Raw genomic sequence first — 18,041 nt, forward strand, 5'->3', positions numbered from 1 at the left:
TCAGCCCCCGGCATAAACCGGGGGCTTTTTTGTTAGTCACCGATTTCAGGTTTAAGCAATCGCATCCAGAATCACCGCACAGGCGGCCCGGATTTGTTCTTCGGTAATAATCAGGGGCGGGGCAATCCGCATGGAATTATCGCAGAACAGAAACCAGTCGGTAATTACGCCGTTGACAATGGCCCGGTCGATGATGGGTTTTAGCCGGTCGAAGGAGTCGAACTCAGCCGCCAGCATCAGCCCCTTTCCCCGGATTTCCCGGATGGCCGGGTGGACGAGCAATTGCCGGAATAACTGCCCTTTGGCCTCGACCTGTTGGTAGAGTTGTTCGTCCTGAATCACGCGCAGGGTGGCCAGCGAAGCCGCAGCACTGACCGGATGGCCGCCAAACGTGGTGATATGGCCCAGAATCGGGTTGTTTTTGAAAACGCCCATGATCTCGGCCGAACTGATGAAGGCACCGATGGGCATACCGCCCCCCATGCCTTTGGCGCAGACGACCACATCCGGCACCACGCCAAACCCTTCGAACGCCCAGAACGTACCGGTGCGGCCAAAACCGGTTTGAATTTCGTCGAAGACCAGCAGCGCACCAACTTCCGAACACCGTTGCCGAACGGCTTGCAGATAAGCCGCTTCCGGTACCCGAATGCCCGCTTCGCCCTGTACGACTTCCATAATGACAGCCGCCGTTCGGGGCGTAATCTGCTCCAGGTGCTGCCAGTCGCCGTGCTGAATGTGCCGGACGTCGGGCAGCAGCGGCCGGAAATTTCGCTTAAAATGTTCACTTCCCGACAGCGACAGTGCCCCCTGCGTTGCGCCGTGGTAGGCGTTGAAACACGAAATAATCTCGGTGCGGCCCGTATACCGTTTCGCCAGTTTCATGGTGCCTTCAATGGCTTCCGTGCCGGAATTGGTAAAATAAACGTTGGTCAGCGGCTGCGGCAGGGTTTGGGCCAGCGCATGGGCCAGTTCGACCTGGGGCGACTGCACATATTCGCCGTACACCATCAAATGCAGGTATTTGTCGAGTTGTTCCTGAATGGCCGCCAGCACGCGCGGATGCCGGTGGCCGACGTTGCTGACACCAATACCGGAAATCAGATCCAGATAGCGTGTGTCCTTGCTGTACAGATAAACGCCTTCGGCCCGCTCAACTTCGAGGGCCAGTGGAAAGTCAGACGTTTGGGCAACGTGTTGAAAAAAAAGTTGCCGGTGCGTTAAAATGGGGTTGGTTATCAAGCAGATCGTTATTGATTGGTACAAAAATACACGTATTTAACGCTTGGGTGGAAGCGGTAAGTTTCTTAACTTTCGTTGTGACTCAATTTTCGCGCCTATGAAGCTACTCTACCTGTGTGTATGTTTGGGAATTTTATTGGTGACGAAAGCGCGGGCGCAGGATGTTTATTACGAACCCGGCCACGCCCGCATTCCCGGCACCTACAATTTTGTGCTTAAAAACGGTACCGTCCTACGCGGTCAGTTTGTCCGCCGGGATAGCGCTTCCTACCTGATTCGTACAAAAAAAGACGGTGATCAGTTGCTGGCAATAAGCGACATTATCCGGGCCGATCTGGTGGGCGGGACGCTCCGTAGCGGACCCGATTTTCCCAACGGTTTTCCGTTTCGGCTGTATTTCATGCCGACGGCGTATATGCCCGAAAAACGAAGCCTTTACCTGCAAAATAGTTACGTGCTGTTCAGCCGCATCGATGTGGGTGTAACCAGACACTGGAGTGTTGGCACCACGTTTCAAACCCTGAGTCCGCAGAACCTTCATATGTTTTCCACCAAATTCGGTACCCGGCTGACGGCCCGAAGCCGGGCTGCCCTGAGCGTTCAGTATATGGGTATCCGTCTGAACGAACGGCTGTTAACCCGAATGGGGCTGGCGCAGGGCCTGGTTACGGTAGGTGATGAAGAACGGAACGTGACTGTGGGCGCGGGGGTAACGTTTTCACGCCAGGGACTGGCATCGTCGGGCGTTGTAACGATCGGGTATGTCAGGAAAATCACACCGGACCTTACGTTTATCAGCCAGAATAATATCCTGATCGGGGAAGCCATTGAACCTCAATATACTTATCTGTCGGGATTGACCTCGGCGGGTTTCCGGTTTAACCGTCGTCGCCACTCGTTCGATACGGCGTTGTTGCTGCCGGTTTACAATGAAAAGGGCCTGATGCGTACCAGCCCGTTGCCGTATCTGAGCTACCAGGTCCGGATTGGAAAATGAGGAATGCAAGAGACAAAAGAGGGGAGACCGAAGGGAGTGTCTTTACTCTCATGTCTCTTGTCTTTATTCTATTCCTCAAAAAAACAGATCGTACCGCCGACCCAGTCGAAATCTTTGTTAAAGCGGACGCCAATCATTTCGCCCCGGCTTAGTCGGGCCAGATTGGTGAGCAGGGTTGGGCGCGGGTCTTTTTCGTGCCAGATGTAAAGCATCCGGATTTCGCACTTCACCAAACCGTCGGGCGACTGAATCACCGGTTCGTAGTGGACTTTTCGCTGCAACAGGTAATTCTCTTTGTCAACAATACCGTCCAGATCGTCTCTGGTAACGGAAAGTTTAACCCCGCTCCCGGCGAAGGAAAACAACGGTTTGAGTACGTAATTTTCCAGATCGTGCGGATAGGTTTCGAGCGTATTCAGGTAATAACTCGCCGGGACGTACGGACTATCCAAAAGCGGCAGCGTGTGTTTGCTGATGCGGAAAAACCAGTTGGGATGCCCGATCCATTCCACGTCTACGTCGTCGGTCAGCCGAAAATCGGTTTGCAAGTCCGGTATGGTTTCCAGTTCGTCGAAAATCAGCCGGTTATAAATCCGTTTGATGTGATACCGCTGGCCGTCTTTTTCGTAGAACAGCTTCCGGCCTTCCTTCTGAATTCTGGTCAGGCAAACGGCTTCAATACCCAGCATTTCCCGGGTGATGGCAAAATCGATGCGGGTTTTCTGTTTTTCCGGGAAAATTTCCAGCAAAATCGTCTGCTCGGGCGGTTCAAGTCCAACAAGCAGCCGCCGGAGATGCTGGCGGTAGGTTTCGTCCGAATCCACGTCGAACAGGTGGCTGAAACCGTCGGGAAGCGGATAGAATTTTCGGAAGTTTTCGGAGAGGTATGACTGGAACCCAAACAGCGACGGAAATCCCTGCAACTCGATCAACTGCGGCATCAGTTCGCCGGTTTCATCCCGGCAGATGGCAAAGTCGATGGCCAGAAAAGACGTATGATCGTTCTCGTTCGGCACCCGCTGGCCGGGCGGAATGGCGGCTTCGGACAGCGCCTTGAAATCCTCCCGGGTGAGGGTGTCAATAATCGATTCGCAGGCTTCCAGAATACGGTTTTTCAGCATGATGGGCACAAAAACCGGTGTTTCGGCCACCCGAAAATCCAGTTGTCCGGGATAGTCGTGGTGAATCTGATCCAAAAAAGCCCGGTATTGCTCCGGGCTGAATGCTTGGTTGTAAGCCTGTCGAATGGATTGAATCATAAAATGGGGTGCCAAACCGGCCGGTTCAGGCGACCGGTTTGGCGTTATGTTAGAGTTTAACCAAACTGGACTGGCGCAGAAAGCCCGGTATCAGCACCGATTCGGTCAGTGCAATTTTGTCCGGGTCCTGTAGGTACGCCAGCATTTCGTTGTACTTCTCTTCGCCGTGGTTTTCAACGATCTGCTCCTTCTTTTTATCGGTCATAAAATACCGCAACATGCCTTCGCCGTCGGCTTCCGGGTGAAACTGCGTGCCGAAAATTTCGTCTGTAAACCGCACCGCCATAATGGCCCGTTCCAGCGGAACATGGGGGCGGATTTTTTCCAGACAAAGCACTTTAACGCCCAGCTCACTGATGCGGTCCCAGTCGGGTTCCGTGAGTTGGTAATCCCGCGAATCGACCGCGAAAAACGGGTCGGGCAGCCCTTCAAACAGCGGTTCGGTCATGCCGTCGTCGGTTTTGTGCATCGGAAAAATGCCAAAGGACGTTGATTTCCGTTTGCTGATGGTGCCGATGCCCAGATGCCGCGACACGAGCTGGAACGAATGGCAAATCAGAAACAGGTATTTTTTTTGTTCACTCGTCCGGTTGTGCTCAAAAATCTGATCGATCAACCGAAAATACGGGGCTTCCCACGGCTCGTTGCTCGGCAGCGGACTGCCCGGTCCACCCGTTGAAATATAGATATCGTATTCCAGACCGGGGACCTCGTTTTTGCCCCGTACATCGAAAATGGTATGCGTTAATTCCGTTTCCAATTGACCGCTCATATTCCGGATTAATTGCAGAATACAGCGCATTCCTTCGTTCGGGACGTTGTTGTACAGGTCCAGAACCGCCACGTTCATTGATTCCATTCAGTTAAATTCAAAGCTACAGTTTATGGGTCAGACGATGGCTCGTCTACTTGATTAACTAGATCAAGCCGTGAGAAGTTTCCTCCACGATGTAATCCACAACGCGCTTCAGGTCATTGGTTTGCCGGAAAACCGCCAGTTGCCGGTCGGCCCCAGTACCCATTTCAAGAATGGTTTTAACGTATTCAATTTCCTTGCGGCTGTCGAGTTCGTCCACTACATCGTCGATGAATTCAAGCAATTCCCGGGCCAGTGTGTGATACGGAACTTCCTCCTGTTTGCCGAAATCAATCAGCTTGCCTTCGATGCCGTAGCGGGCCGCCCGCCATTTGTTTTCGTTGATCAGAATTTTCCGGTAGGGCCGGAAGTTCAGGTTTTGCCGGTGTAGTTTATGAATCTTGGCCACCAGCGCCTGCATCACAGCCGCCAGACAGATGGTTTCATCGACCCGCATCGGCACATCGCAAATCCGGAATTCGATGGTGTTGAAGAACGGGTGCAGCCGGATGTCCCACCAGATTTTTTTGCCGTTGTCGATGCAATTGGTCTTGACCAGCAGGTTGATGTAATCGTCGTATTCGGCCGCCGACGAAAAGAAGTCGGGAATACCGGTGCGCGGAAACTTGTCGAACACCTTCGAGCGGTAGGATTTGAATCCCGTGTTGCGGCCGCACCAGAACGGCGAGTTGGTCGACAGCGCATAGACGTGGGGCAGAAAATACCGTACGGCGTTCATGATGTGCAGGCCGTCGTTGCGGTTTTCGATGCCGACGTGTACGTGCAGACCAAAAATCAGGTTCGAGCGGGCCACGTCGCGCATCTCGTCGATGAGCTTGTCGTAGCGTTCGTTGTCGGTAATGAGCTGATCCTGCCAGTCGGAGATGGGGTGCGTTCCGGCGGCTGCGATTTTCAGATTCTGTTTCTCGGCCAGATCGAGAACCATTTTTCGCAGGTACGTCACTTCCTCGCGCGCTTCGTGAATGTTCGTGCAGATGTTGGTGCCGACTTCCACCACGGCCTGGTGCATCTCGGCTTTGACCCGTTCCTGAAGCGTGATCTGACCACCCTCCACAATTTTCGACATGTGCGACCGCAATTCCCGCGTAACGGGATCGATCGTCTGAAACTCTTCTTCGATTCCTAGGGTGTAAACTGGCATGAGACAGAGCTAAGTGACTAGCGTGAATTACTTGGCCTTCTTTTCTTTTTTAGCTTTCGGCGTCTCTTTGGAGTCGGCTTTTCCGGCTTTGGCCGCTTCCTTTTTCTTTGGTTTTTCGTCCGCTTTTTTCGATTTCACCGGTTCCGCCTTTGTTTCCACCGAATCCGAAGAATCGGTGGAGGGCATCACCCGTCCGTGCGCCGAACTCTTGATGTAGGAGCCCCAGGTCAGGTTGTCTTTCCCCGGAACCTGGGCTTTCGCCCGCGCAATGGCCATGTTGGCGGCTGCTTCCACTACCCATTCAAAGTTTTCCTGACCCACCGAGTAGATATCCGCATCCGGGGCGGGGTTGCAGAAATCAATGGCGTACGGAATACCGTCGCGGACAGCAAACTCCACGGTATTAAAATCATATCCGAGCGCCTGGTTGAGGGCTATGACGTAGTTTTTCACCGTCGTCATCAGTTTTTTGTAGGCTTCGCCGGACGTTTTGGGCTCGGCTGCGTAGCGCAGATGGTGCGGGTTGCGCGGTTCGTAGGGCATAATCCGGACATCGGTGCCGCCAATGCAGTAACAGCGGAAATAATCGTCGAACACGATTTCTTCCTGCAACATCATCACCAGTTGGCCGGTTTCGCCGAATTTCTGCCACAGATCGTCGGCGTTATAGACTTTATACACACTTTTCCAGCCACCGCCCGAGTGCGGTTTCATGTAAGCCGGAAAACCGATGTAGTTGAAAATATAGTCCCAATCCATCATCTTCAGGTTCCGGAACGAGTTCTCGTTGGTGTCGTCGGGCCGTTCTTTGGAAGGGAGCAGTACGGTTTTGGGTACCGGTACATTCAGCCGGGTGGCCAGACAGTTATTGAAAAACTTCTCGTCGGCACTCCACCAGAACGGGTTGTTGATGACAGCCGTGCCGGTGAGGGCCGCATTTTTCAGATAAGCACGGTAAAACGGTACATCCTGCGAAATCCGGTCGATGATCACGGCGTATTCCGTGGGGTCGCCCTGCACCACTTTATCAATGCTGACAAATTCGGCGCTGATGCCGCTTTCATTTTTGCTGTTAACCCGGTCGACAAAGGCTTGCGGGAAGGAGTTTTCCTGCCCAAAAAGGATTCCGATTTTCTTCATAATGGCTACACGGACGCAACCTCGGCGGTTGTGGTTTGGTGAATGAGTGGATAAGGTTATTTAAACTCAAATTGTTTGAAATGATGGGTCATATGCGCTACGTAGTCAATAATCAGCCACGAAAGAGGGACGGTTTCGGCGGTATCCGGCGGCCGCACGGGGTTTTGAAGCACCGTTTCCGGGATGGCTTCGGTCACGTAGACGATCTGCCGGTTGAGCGACTGCCAGTAGGTCAGCAGGTGGTCGACGGGCAGGTCCTGATACCGGTTGTGAAGCACGGACTGATTCATGTCGTAGCGCTGAACGACAAACGGCGTGGGCATGAACTGCGCATCCGTAAACCGTTTGAGGTTATTCAGGCCCGAATCGATCAGATGACCCAGAATTTCCTTCCGCGACCATTTGCCCGGTTTGCGGGCCGTCAATTCGTCCGCCGAAAAGAGTCCGAACCGTTCCGGCAACTCATCGATGTAGGTCCGTAGCTGCTGAATCGAATCGGCGTAGGGGAGGTGTAAATCCTCATATCCGTATTTCTTCGTGGGCGTCATGGCGAAACCATTGATAAATAATGCGGAAACATTTCGCGCCAGACCGGCCAGTCGTGTTCACCCCAGGGCCGGACATCGAGCCAGTGCTGGATGCCTTTGCGGTTCAGAATCTCCGACATCCGGTAATTTTCGGGTTTGCAGAAATCATATTCCGATGTACCCAGCACGATATTCATGCGGTAAAAATGGTCGTTGTGGGCGTTGGGAATGTAGTCGGGCGGGTTGTTGAAATAAACGTTGTCGTCGTAATACCCGTCCATAAACGACCGGATATCGAATTTGGCCCCCATCGACCAGAGATAAGCCACCCGGTTGGGATGGCGAAAGGCAAAGTTAAGCGCCTGAAAGCCACCAAAACTACAGCCACCAACCCCGATTTTGTCGACCTGGCATTCGTGCTGAATCCAGGGCACCAGTTCTTCGTTTACCATCCGGTCGTACCAGGTATGGTTCTGAATCCGGACGGAAGGCTGGAGGTGTTTGGCATACCAGCTGTCGCGGTCGATGCTGTCGATGCAGTAAATTTTGATCTTCCGGTTTTCGATAAACCAGCGGGCGGATTCGATGAGCCCAAAATCCTTGGCTTCGTAATACCGTCCCATCGTGGTCGGAAACAGCAGAACCGGATACCCCCACTCGCCAAACACCAGCATTTCGATGTCGCGCCCCAGGTGGTGCGAATACCATTTTCTATAATCTTCCCGCAAAATATTCTTCGGTTTGTTTGGTGATGATTCCGCAGGAAAGATAGCCATATTTGCGAAATTCCAAGGAATCTTGCCGTAATTTTGGACAGAATGAAATTTCTTGTCTGCACCTTTTTATAAGAACATACGTTGGCGTGACGGGTTTACAAAACACAGGCTCTGGTCCGCCGGATTGTCCGGGTTGGTAAACAGGGAAAAATCCGGCGGTCTGCTTACTTTGTAGATTTTTCATGATGAACGGTAGTACAACGACGAATACCCCGATCGACAGCGTTGTGAGTCGGACGGATACCGGGCTGGTTTCGGTTTATCTAAACCGTCCGGTTCGGCTGGATTTGATTTTTCCGAAGCAATACGAAACGTCGGACGAACCGTGGCCGGTGCTGTATCTGAACGACGGTCAGGATCTGGAACGGCTTCGTATGAGGCACGTCCTGGCTTCGGTGTATGCGCAGCAAACCGTCCGGCCCTTTGTGCTGGTGGCCGTTCACGCGGGCGACCGGATTCAGGAGTATGGTGTGGCTGCGCAGGCCGATTACCTGCATCGGGGGGCCAAAGCCGGGGCGTATACCGATTTTGTAATCCATGAGCTGCTGCCCTACGTGCAGAAACATTACCGAGTAAGCCAGCAGCCCGAACAGGCGGTATTTGCCGGGTTTTCGCTCGGGGGCCTGTCGGCTTTTGATCTGGTCTGGAATCATCCGGATCGGTTTCAGAAAGCGGGCGTTTTTTCCGGTTCGTTCTGGTGGCGGCAGCGCGGGCTGAACGAGGGGTATTCGGATGCCGACCGGATCATGCACGCGCAGGTCCGGAAAACCCAGCCGCCGAAAGGCTCGGCCTTCTGGTTTCAAACCGGGACGCTGGACGAAACCGACGACCGCGACAACGACGGTATTATTGACTCCATTGACGATACGCTTGACCTCATTGCCGAACTTGAACGGAAGGGCTTTCGCTGGGGCCGGAACGTAACGTACGTTGAAGTCAAAGACGGTCGGCACGAGCCGGAGACGTGGAGTCAGGTGATGCCGCAGTTTTTAAGCTGGGCGTTTCCGCGAGCGTGAATTTTCTATTAAAAATCAGCTTGTTCGTCATCACTATTTATCCCCAATACCATGCGCACGTTCGTATCGTTCACGGCTCTGGCTGTCCTGATGGCTTGCCGGTTTGCCCTCCCCACTCTAAAGGATACCGACCGCAAACTGGTCTGGTCCGATGAATTCGACAAACCCGGTTTGCCCGATCCGGCCAAATGGAAATACGACGTGGGCGGACACGGCTTCGGGAATAACGAATTGCAGTATTACCTCGGTCCGCGGAAGGAAAACGCCCGCGTCGAGAACGGTTTTCTGATCATCGAAGCCCGGAAAGAAAAACACGAAAACCGGGAGTATACGTCCGCTAAACTGATTACCAGGGGGCTGGCCCAGTGGCAGTACGGCCGGATTGACGTGCGGGCCAAACTACCCAAAGGCCGGGGTACGTGGCCCGCCATCTGGATGCTGAGTGCAAAAACGCCCCTGAAATGGCCGCTCGATGGCGAAATCGACATCATGGAACACGTTGGTTTTAACGAAGACCAGATTCACGGAACGATTCATACGCAGGCTTATAACCATACGAAACACACCGAGAAAACCGGAATCCGGAAAGTACCGGGGGCTACGCAGAATTTTCACCTGTATTCCATCGACTGGAGCGCCGAAAAAATTGATTTTCTGATCGATAATGAAAAATACTTTACCATCACCAAACAGGAAACCGGAGGTAGTTACGAGGAATGGCCGCTCGATCAGCCGTTTTACCTCATTCTGAACGTGGCCGTGGGCGGCAACTGGGGTGGTCAGAAAGGGGTGGATGAATCCATCTGGCCGCAGCGGATGGAGATCGACTACGTGCGCGTGTATCAGTAAGTCAAAAAGAAAGGTCCGAATGTGGCTGTACCATTCGGACCTTTCAGGAGGGCAGCTAGCCGGTTCTTACAGGGAAAGCAAGAAGGCCATTGTGTCCACACCGTCGGCGTATTCGCTCAGGCCGGGGTGCTGGGTCTGTCCGAGGGCCACACTGCCGGGGTAAAAGCCGTTTAGGGAAGCCACACACTGAATATTTTCTGAATGCTTCGATAACTTCGCTGTCAGGTCATCCTGATCGAAATACCGCTGGTAGTACAGGGTGGAAATGGGCGAAACCAGTCCCTCGTTTTCCGTAAGCAGCAGAAAACCGTTGTCGTAGTGCGGTACGCCGTTGATAAGGTAGATTGACTTGTTGTAATCGTAATTATTGTTGTATTTGTGGTGGCTGGTAAACTGAAAAATCCGCGCTTCGAGCACCCTCAGGAAGGGGATAAAATCGTATTCCTGCGGTACAAACAGCATAGAAACGTTGCGACATCCCAGACCAAAGTAATCCAGTGCATCATTTCCTAATGCATTCAGGTCCTCGTCGGTTTCCTCACCGGTCAGTACGGCTACCGAAGAACGGTTCCGGCGAATGATGTGCGGTTTTTTGGAAAAATAGTACTCAAAGTAACGGGCCGAGTTGGAACTGCCCGTGGCAATGTAAGCATCAGCCTGATTCAGACGCTCACTAATCTGAATGAACGAGTCAAATGCGGGGTTGATTTCAATGATTTTTTTTATTAAATAATTGATTAGTACAAAATCAGGCGTACTTATCTTCGCCATGAGTCGGTGGCCGCTTAGCAGAACGCACATTAGATCGTGGAAACCAACCGCTGGAATGTTACCGGCCATAACAACACCCACATTTTTAGGGTTTTCAATCGTGACGTTATAACCTTTTATCCATGCCGATAACTTTTCTTCATTCAGGTATTCATCGGCAATGGCAAGCAGGGCTTTGGTAGCATATTCGGGGGTGAACCAGTGATTGGAAGCATAAGCTCTTTGGGCAATTTCCTGCATTTCTGCGTCGTTTTCGGGGTTTTTCAGAAAATTTCCCAACTGGACAAACGTCGCAATTCGTTCCGTTAAATTCATCGTAGCTGTGGTAACTTATATTACTATTGAACCGCCAAAAATAAATTATAGTTTGGCGCCAACCTTTAAATAATTATATTTGTTGTTAAATTATCGTTTCATTCTAACAAGCAACTGTTTCATCGTGTCAGATCAAATCACAGCGACTGATCAGCACGTGAACCACTAAATTCTACCTGCAAAATGGCAATCATGATCACAGACGAGTGCATCAATTGTGGTGCCTGCGAACCCGAATGTCCCAACACGGCAATCTACGAAGGCGGTGTGGAATGGACCTGGGGTGGAGGCACGGAATTGGATGTCGTCGATTTTGGTGATGGTACGGTAGTCAACGGGAAAGATCAACAAAACCCGGTATCCGACGAGTTTTATTATATCGTTTCAGATAAATGTACGGAATGCGTTGGTTTCCACGAGGAGCCACAATGTGCAGCCGTTTGTCCTGTTGATTGTTGCGTACCCGACCCCGATGTCGTTGAAGACGAAGAAACATTACTCGCTAAAAAAGCCTGGCTCCACGCCGAGGCCGTCTAGCCGAACTCATTTCCCACTTGGTGAAAATCCCGGATTTAGCGATCCGGGATTTTTTTTGTCCGATTCATTTCGCCCGAATAAAATGAATGGTATTATTCCAATAATAAATTGAATGGCTACTCTCGGGTCAACTTCTATAATATTTTACGATATTTACATATCACAGAATATACTAGTTTTGGAGAAAATTTACTTAAATCTTCGTAAATAGGTTTAGTTTTAAGGTAGATTGGTGAAATAAAGGAGTATTTTTACAGTATTAGCATTAAATTTTTGTAAAAACTTGCAAATAATATATTAGCCATTAATATTTGTGAAACTATTCAATTGTCCCACTAGTCCTTGAACAAACCAAAGAAAATTATGAAGAAAACTCTATTGTTAATATGTTGTTCGTTCTCTGTCTTATTGTCTAAAGCGCAGGATAGCACGTCTACAAAGCCACAGGTTGTGGCTACCCCCATGGAGACGGGAAGCGAAAACAAAGGTAAGTTCACGTTCTCTGGTTACATTGATACATACTATAGCGGTAACTTCAATAACCCCCGATCAAGCAGCAATCTCGGCGCTGCCGGTACCGCCCGCGTATTCGACCAACGTTCCGGCCAAATTCTTCTCGGTCTTATTCAAACGAAAATTGGCTACAGCACCGACAAAGTGGATGCCGTGCTGGATCTGACCTTCGGCCCAAACGCTGATCTCGGAAACTACGGCAACGTCATCGGCCCGCTGGGGGGGGGCGGAACCTCACTGGCCGCCATCAAACAGGCTTATATCAACTGGAAAGTATCGGACAAATTTGCGGTAATGGCGGGCCAGTTCGGAACGCACATCGGGTATGAAGTCATTGACGCTCCGGTTAACTACAACTACTCTCTCTCAAATCTTTTTAACAACGGCCCTTTCTACCATACCGGTGTTAAGGGTACCTACGCCTTCAGCGACCGGGCTTCTTTGATGCTTGGTGTTGTCAATAACGTTGATAGCTGGAAGGATAATAACAAAGCAAAAGGCATCATCGGCCAGCTTTTCTTCTCACCGGCAGCGGGCTGGAATGTGTACCTGAACGGTATTGTAAGCAACGAAGCAAATCCGGATACGGCTACACTGGCGCAGGTAAAAGGAATGTATTCGGTCTTCGATCTGGCCACTACCTACCAGATCACCGAGCGATTTTACCTGGGTTTGAATGCGGCCATGGGTTCGCAGAAGAAAGATTTGCAGGGCTCCTATCCGCTTAAAGAAGGTACTTCAAAATGGGGCGGTGTGGCGGTCTACACCAATTATGCCCTTACCAGCAAGTTTGGTCTGGGTGCCCGGTACGAATACTTTGACAACAGCGACGGTGCCCGGGGGCTGCGCAACTCGTTCGGTGAAGGCACGAGCGTAAACTCGATTACCGTAACGGGTAACATCACGGCCGCTGATGGCAACCTGCTGATTAAACCGGAGTTCCGGCTCGATAGTTACGCCAAACCTTCGACTGGCGGGGCCGAAGCGCAGCAATTCGAAGACAGCGAAGGCAACTACACCAAATCTTCGCAGGCAACCCTTGGTCTCGCACTTATCTACAAGTTTTAATAAGCAACCCCACACCGGTCTTTAAAGACCGAACTTGACTAATTGTACAACTAAACCGTTTTTTGGTGCTATGCAAAAACCATCTTACTTACCGCTTGCCCTCTTGCTGATTGTCAGTGTGCTGGGAGTCGCCTTCCCGTCTGTCCCGACCACCATTGTTACCGAAGGTATCGATACCGGTGATACAGCCTGGATGCTTGTTGCAGCCGCTCTTGTCCTGTTGATGACGCCCGGTCTGGCGTATTTCTACGGCGGTATGGTGAACAACAAAAACGTCATTTCGACGATGTTGCAGAGCTTCATTGCCATGGGCGTTATCAGTATTCTCTGGGTTGTTGTTGGTTTCAGTCTGGCTTTTGGCGATGACATCGGTGGCATCATCGGAAATCCAACTACGTTCTTTATGTTCAATGGCGTCCTGGATGGCAAACCCTGGCCGCTGGCGGCTACCGTTCCGCTGGTTGTGTTTGCATTCTTCCAGCTGAAATTTGCCATGATCACCCCGGCCCTGGTAACGGGTTCGATGGCCGAGCGGATCAATTTCAAATCCTACGTTTTGTTCATGGTGCTGTTCAGCCTGTTTGTGTATACCCCGCTGGCGCACATGACCTGGCACCCGGATGGTTACCTGTTCAAAATGGGCGTTCTGGACTTCGCGGGTGGTACGGTTGTACACATGTCGGCGGGCTGGGCAGCCCTGGCGGGTGCGCTGTACCTGAAGCGTCGTAAATCGCACGCCGAAGCGGCTTATTTCCCCCCGGCTAACATTCCGTTTGTTCTGTTGGGTACGGGTCTGCTGTGGTTCGGCTGGTTTGGCTTCAACGCCGGTTCGGCGGTAGGTGCTTCGGCGCTGGCGGCCAGCGCGTTCGCAACGACGAACACGGCTGCGGCTGCGGCTGGTTTGGGCTGGGTGCTGTTCGATGCCGCTAAAGGCAAAAAAGTTTCGGCCCTGGGCTTCGCCATCGGTGCTGTTGTCGGTCTGGTGGCCATCACCCCGGCGGCTGGTTTTGTAACCATTCCTTCGTCGATCTTCATCGGAACGGTGGCGGGTATGATCAGCAACTTTGTTGCTCACCTGCGTACTAAATCAACCCTGGATGATACGCTCGATGTGTTTCCCTGCCACGGTGTAGGTGGGATGGTCGGTATGGTTATGACGGGTATTTTCGCTTCCAAAGGCGTTAACGCAGCGGTAGCCGACGAAGGTCTGGCTTTCGGCGAAACCAAACTGTTCCTGACGCATATGGTGGCGCTGGTGATCGTATCGGTCTTTGCCTTTGCCGCTTCTTACCTGCTTCTGATTGTCACCAACGCGATTCTGCCCCTTCGTGTCAGCGAGGAAGACGAAAAAGTGGGTCTGGATGTTAGCCAGCACGACGAATTCCTGGTAGACGCTTAGTTCTAGATATTATGACAGAGCCACAGGGGTTGCCTGTGGTTTTGTTGTACTCGATGAAGGTATCTGTCTTTGACGGATACCTTCTTTTTTTTCGGGAACGTTGCCGGTGAGCATCAAAAAAGCCCACGGTTAGGGCCGTGGGCTAAGATGATTATGGTATGAACCAGATCCAAATTCCAATTAATGATGGACCAGTGGCTGTAATTCCGGTTCCGATTCGGTAACTTCCATTAAACCGGCTGCGTTCAGAGCCAGGAGCCGAACCTGCTTGGTTTCATTGATCAATAGCGGATCGTACTGGGCCGTTACCCGAACGTAATTTTCGGTAAAACCCTGCATCTGCCCATTTTCAATCGCTTCTTCAAACAGCACGGTTGCTTGCCGACCTACCTGCTGCTCGTAGAAAAACCGTCTTTTTTTATCCGAAAGACTATGCAGCATCTTTGACCGCTCGGCGCGCTTCGAAGGGTTGACCACCGGCTTGATGTTCAGGGCGTGCGTGTTTGGACGTTCGGAATACGTAAAAACGTGCAGGTACGATACCGGAAGCTCGTTCAGGAAATGGAAGGTTTCCAGAAATGCCTCGTCTGTTTCGCCGGGGTGACCCACAATAACGTCAACGCCAATGCAGGCATGGGGCATCAGTTCCTTGATTTTAGCAACCCGTTCGGCGTAAAGTTCCCGCTTGTACCGGCGACGCATGAAGGCCAGCACCGAATTGGAACCCGATTGCAGCGGTACGTGGAAGTGTGGCACAAAGCGTTTGGACGCAGCCACGAAGGCAATGATTTCGTCGGTCAGCAAATTGGGCTCGATGGAAGAAATCCGGAACCGTTCAATACCGTCTACCTCGTCCAGCGCCTGGATCAGTTGCAGAAAGGTTTCTCTCCGTTGGTTCGGCTGACCGGTTTGGGGGCGTAAACCAAAATCTCCGATGTTAACGCCGGTCAGGACAATTTCCTTGACGCCCCGGTCGGCAATTTCGCGGGCCATCCGCACCACGTTCTCGATGGTATCGCTGCGGCTGTTGCCGCGCGCGAGCGGAATGGTGCAGTAGGCGCAGGGATAATCACAACCGTCCTGCACTTTCAGAAATGTGCGGGTGCGGTCGTTAAGCGAATAGGAAGCATGGTAGTCGATGGCTTCCTCAATAGGCGAGTTGTACACCACGGCTTTGCCGGATGACTCCTTGACAAAACCGCCCAGGAGTTCGGCCAGCCGGAATTTTTCGGCGGCTCCCAGCACCGCATCAACACCCGGTATGGAAGCGATCTCTTCCGGTTTCAACTGGGCGTAACAACCGACGATGGCCACGTAACCGTCCGGATTAATGTGTTGCGCTTCCCGCACAATTTTCCGGCATTTTTTGTCGGCATTGTCCGTCACCGAGCAGGTGTTGATGATGAATATATCGGGCTTCTGGTTAAACTCCACCCGCTCATAGCCCTTCTGTTCCAGCATCCGGGACAGGGTTGATGTTTCGGAGAAGTTCAGCTTGCAGCCGAGTGTATAGAACGCAATCTTTTTCATTAGCCGCAAAGGTACGAAAACTATCCCAAACGTACCCGTGGACTTTCGTCCGTGATTGCTAGGGAACTGCCTCGCTGTGAAGGTGTCACGAACGAAGGTTGAGGCACTCATTATTTATCCAGAAAATCCTGATAGGATTCTTCCTCGTAGGCTTGTCCCAGTTCAATATCCTGTTGATGGACGGCTCCCTCCGAAGCAATCAGCCGGCGACTGATGTTGTCGTATACGAAATGCCGGTTGGGCTGAACGACGCCAAAACCGTTGTTAAAAGCAAAATAGGCAAATGGTTGGTTGTTGGAATTCAGCAGGTCGCGGCTCCATCTGAAAGCCGATGCGTCGAGACGAAGTTGCTGAAGCAGGGTAGCTGCCAGATCGGTTTGCGAACCAATGTGGTCAATACGGTGCGGTTGAGTTTTTAAAGCGCCCCCCAGCCACAGCATCGGAATGTGGAAATCCCGCATTTTGTCGGAAGCCAGCACCGGCAGCCGGTGACCGTGATCAGCGGTAATGATAATTAGGGTGTTCGACCACCAGGGTTGCTTTCGGGCCTGGGTGATAAACTCGCCCAGACTACGGTCGGCATAATACATCGCATTCAGAAACAGGGATTCTTCGTCATCGCCGGGGAATACCGTCGGCATCGGAACCTCGAACGGTTCGTGGCTGCTCAGGGTAAAAAATGTCGTAAAAAACGGCTGTTTTGTTTTGCCCAGATCCGATAGAATCCGGTTGTAAACAATATGATCGTGCGCCCCCCACTTGGAATTCCAGTCTTTGCGCTCAAAATCGCTTTTGGCTATAATCCGGTCAAACTGGTTGTGGTAGAGGTACGATTTAATGTTTGCAAATTCCGTTTCTCCGCCGTAATAGAATGCGGTTTGATACCCAGCTTTTTTCATCGCCTGCCCGAGGGTAGGCAGCTTGGCCGATTTTGAGGGCAGCGTCATAATCGAAGCCGTGGCCTGGGCCGGAAAACCGCTTAACAACGCAATGAGGCCCTTTTCGCTCCGGTCGCCACTGGCGTAAATCTGGTTGAAGAGGAGCCCCTCGCGGGTTAATTTCTCAAATTCGGGCGTAACACCTGGCCGTCCGTTCAAAGCCGCCACCGACTTGGCCGTAAAGCTTTCCCAGATAATGAAAATAACATTAGGGCGTGGGGTGTTCAGCAACGATTGATGGCTCGTATCGGGATGGTAAAGTGTCTGTAAGGCACGTTTAGCCTGTCCTTTCGGAAAGAAGGTATATGGGTTGCTGCCAAATTTGTTGCGTTCAAGAAAGGAATGAATAAAATTCCACTGAGGGGTAACGGCTGCGTAATTCGCAAAAGCAGTCGGTGAAAAATAAACCGCACTGACGTTCATGGGGGCCAGTTGCGTGCCGCCCCGGATGGGGATAATCAGCGCTACGGTAGCGATCAGCAGAGCCGGAATGGCGATCCATTTTCTGACCGGCTGAAACCGCCTGACGTTCCATTGAATGAGCCGCCGGAAAGCATAACCGCCAACAAGCAGCTGGGCCAGAAAGACCGTAATCAGCAGAAAGATTGGCGAAGAAGCGACCGAAGCTGCGGCCTCGCGCGGTGATTTCAGGTAGTGCAGCGGAGTAATATCGAGATGAAAGCCCCAGGTCCGAAAAACTTCCAGGTCCGCCACACCAATCAACGTAACCAGAACTAACTCAACAAACGTAAGCAGGTGAAGGGTCGTTGCCAGTTGCCGGTGTGGCCCATTCGGGAGAAGGGTAATCAGCAGGGCCGGAAGCACCGTCAGGTAACCAGCCGTCGATAAGTCCATGCGAAGACCGTGGGCAAAAACACCCAGCAGGGTAGAGGAATCCAGTTGGCTGGTTTGTGGTTGGTACCAGAGAAACAAAATCCGATTTAGGGCCAGCCAGCCTGTCCAGCCCAGCAAATAAGTTACAAGAAAACGAAAACGACTCTTCATTTACGTACGTATGAATCAGCACTCATGAAACAAAGGTAAGGCCAATTTTGATCGGTTTAATGACTTCCTGCGCAAACGGTATTCCGGAGGTTCTGGAGGGGTATCTGTAGTCTGTACAATTTATTCTTTGCAGGATGCAAT

The 18,041-nt window shown here is 51.8% G+C and carries 16 protein-coding genes; 6 read left to right on the plus strand and 10 right to left on the minus strand.

The window, feature by feature from the left end; genetic code table 11:
• Positions 1–51: 51 nt before the first annotated feature.
• On the minus strand, positions 52–1,239 hold the full coding sequence (locus LX87_RS10465; RefSeq protein ID WP_111628360.1) for an aspartate aminotransferase family protein: 1,188 nt from the start codon (positions 1,237–1,239) through the stop codon (positions 52–54).
• 127 nt (positions 1,240–1,366) lie between these two features.
• Between LX87_RS10465 and LX87_RS10470 the strand changes: the two genes are divergently transcribed.
• Positions 1,367–2,239, plus strand: coding sequence for a hypothetical protein (locus LX87_RS10470; RefSeq protein WP_111628145.1), 873 nt, complete (start codon positions 1,367–1,369; stop codon positions 2,237–2,239).
• A 68-nt stretch (positions 2,240–2,307) separates the two neighbouring features.
• Here the strand turns inward: LX87_RS10470 and LX87_RS10475 are convergent, their stop codons facing one another.
• Genes LX87_RS10475 through LX87_RS10500 form a run of 6 tightly spaced genes read right to left on the minus strand, consistent with a single transcriptional unit; the run spans position 2,308 to position 7,911 of the window.
• Positions 2,308–3,498, minus strand: a complete 1,191-nt coding sequence (locus LX87_RS10475; RefSeq protein ID WP_111628146.1) for a hypothetical protein — start codon at positions 3,496–3,498, stop codon at positions 2,308–2,310.
• A 49-nt stretch (positions 3,499–3,547) separates the two neighbouring features.
• Positions 3,548–4,357, minus strand: coding sequence for a type 1 glutamine amidotransferase (locus LX87_RS10480; RefSeq protein WP_111628147.1), 810 nt, complete (start codon positions 4,355–4,357; stop codon positions 3,548–3,550).
• Positions 4,358–4,415: 58 nt separating this feature from the next.
• On the minus strand, positions 4,416–5,516 hold the full coding sequence (locus tag LX87_RS10485; protein WP_111628148.1) for a carboxylate-amine ligase: 1,101 nt from the start codon (positions 5,514–5,516) through the stop codon (positions 4,416–4,418).
• Positions 5,517–5,543: 27 nt separating this feature from the next.
• Positions 5,544–6,656, minus strand: coding sequence for an ATP-grasp domain-containing protein (locus LX87_RS10490; protein ID WP_111628149.1), 1,113 nt, complete (start codon positions 6,654–6,656; stop codon positions 5,544–5,546).
• Between the two features lie 56 nt (positions 6,657–6,712).
• Complete coding sequence (locus tag LX87_RS10495; protein WP_111628150.1) at positions 6,713–7,204, minus strand: DinB family protein; 492 nt, start codon at positions 7,202–7,204, stop codon at positions 6,713–6,715.
• Positions 7,201–7,911, minus strand: coding sequence for an esterase family protein (locus tag LX87_RS10500; RefSeq protein WP_111628361.1), 711 nt, complete (start codon positions 7,909–7,911; stop codon positions 7,201–7,203). The genes LX87_RS10495 and LX87_RS10500 overlap by 4 nt, the downstream gene beginning before the upstream one ends.
• Before the next feature lie 230 nt (positions 7,912–8,141).
• Between LX87_RS10500 and LX87_RS10505 the strand changes: the two genes are divergently transcribed.
• Positions 8,142–8,975, plus strand: coding sequence for an alpha/beta hydrolase (locus tag LX87_RS10505; protein ID WP_111628151.1), 834 nt, complete (start codon positions 8,142–8,144; stop codon positions 8,973–8,975).
• A gap of 51 nt (positions 8,976–9,026) precedes the next feature.
• Positions 9,027–9,824, plus strand: coding sequence for a glycoside hydrolase family 16 protein (locus tag LX87_RS10510; protein WP_111628152.1), 798 nt, complete (start codon positions 9,027–9,029; stop codon positions 9,822–9,824).
• A 66-nt stretch (positions 9,825–9,890) separates the two neighbouring features.
• On the opposite strand, the gene LX87_RS10515 is transcribed toward LX87_RS10510, so the two are convergent.
• Positions 9,891–10,910, minus strand: a complete 1,020-nt coding sequence (locus tag LX87_RS10515) for an aldehyde dehydrogenase family protein (protein WP_111628153.1) — start codon at positions 10,908–10,910, stop codon at positions 9,891–9,893.
• A gap of 183 nt (positions 10,911–11,093) precedes the next feature.
• On the opposite strand from LX87_RS10515, the gene LX87_RS10520 reads away from it, so the two are divergent.
• From LX87_RS10520 to LX87_RS10530, 3 genes are all read left to right on the plus strand, one after another.
• On the plus strand, positions 11,094–11,447 hold the full coding sequence (locus LX87_RS10520) for a 4Fe-4S dicluster domain-containing protein (RefSeq protein WP_111628154.1): 354 nt from the start codon (positions 11,094–11,096) through the stop codon (positions 11,445–11,447).
• 363 nt (positions 11,448–11,810) lie between these two features.
• A complete protein-coding gene (locus tag LX87_RS10525; protein ID WP_111628362.1) occupies positions 11,811–13,028 on the plus strand; it encodes a porin in 1,218 nt (405 codons plus the stop codon).
• A gap of 70 nt (positions 13,029–13,098) precedes the next feature.
• Positions 13,099–14,427: an ammonium transporter gene (locus LX87_RS10530; protein WP_111628155.1), complete on the plus strand. Its 1,329-nt coding sequence runs from the start codon at positions 13,099–13,101 to the stop codon at positions 14,425–14,427.
• A gap of 180 nt (positions 14,428–14,607) precedes the next feature.
• On the opposite strand, the gene mtaB is transcribed toward LX87_RS10530, so the two are convergent.
• A complete protein-coding gene (gene mtaB, locus LX87_RS10535; protein ID WP_111628156.1) occupies positions 14,608–15,957 on the minus strand; it encodes a tRNA (N(6)-L-threonylcarbamoyladenosine(37)-C(2))-methylthiotransferase MtaB in 1,350 nt (449 codons plus the stop codon).
• Between the two features lie 110 nt (positions 15,958–16,067).
• On the minus strand, positions 16,068–17,900 hold the full coding sequence (locus tag LX87_RS10540) for an LTA synthase family protein (protein WP_111628157.1): 1,833 nt from the start codon (positions 17,898–17,900) through the stop codon (positions 16,068–16,070).
• Positions 17,901–18,041: the final 141 nt, after the last annotated feature.

Source organism: Larkinella arboricola (assembly GCF_003259745.1).
GTDB classification, from domain to species: domain Bacteria; phylum Bacteroidota; class Bacteroidia; order Cytophagales; family Spirosomataceae; genus Larkinella; species Larkinella arboricola.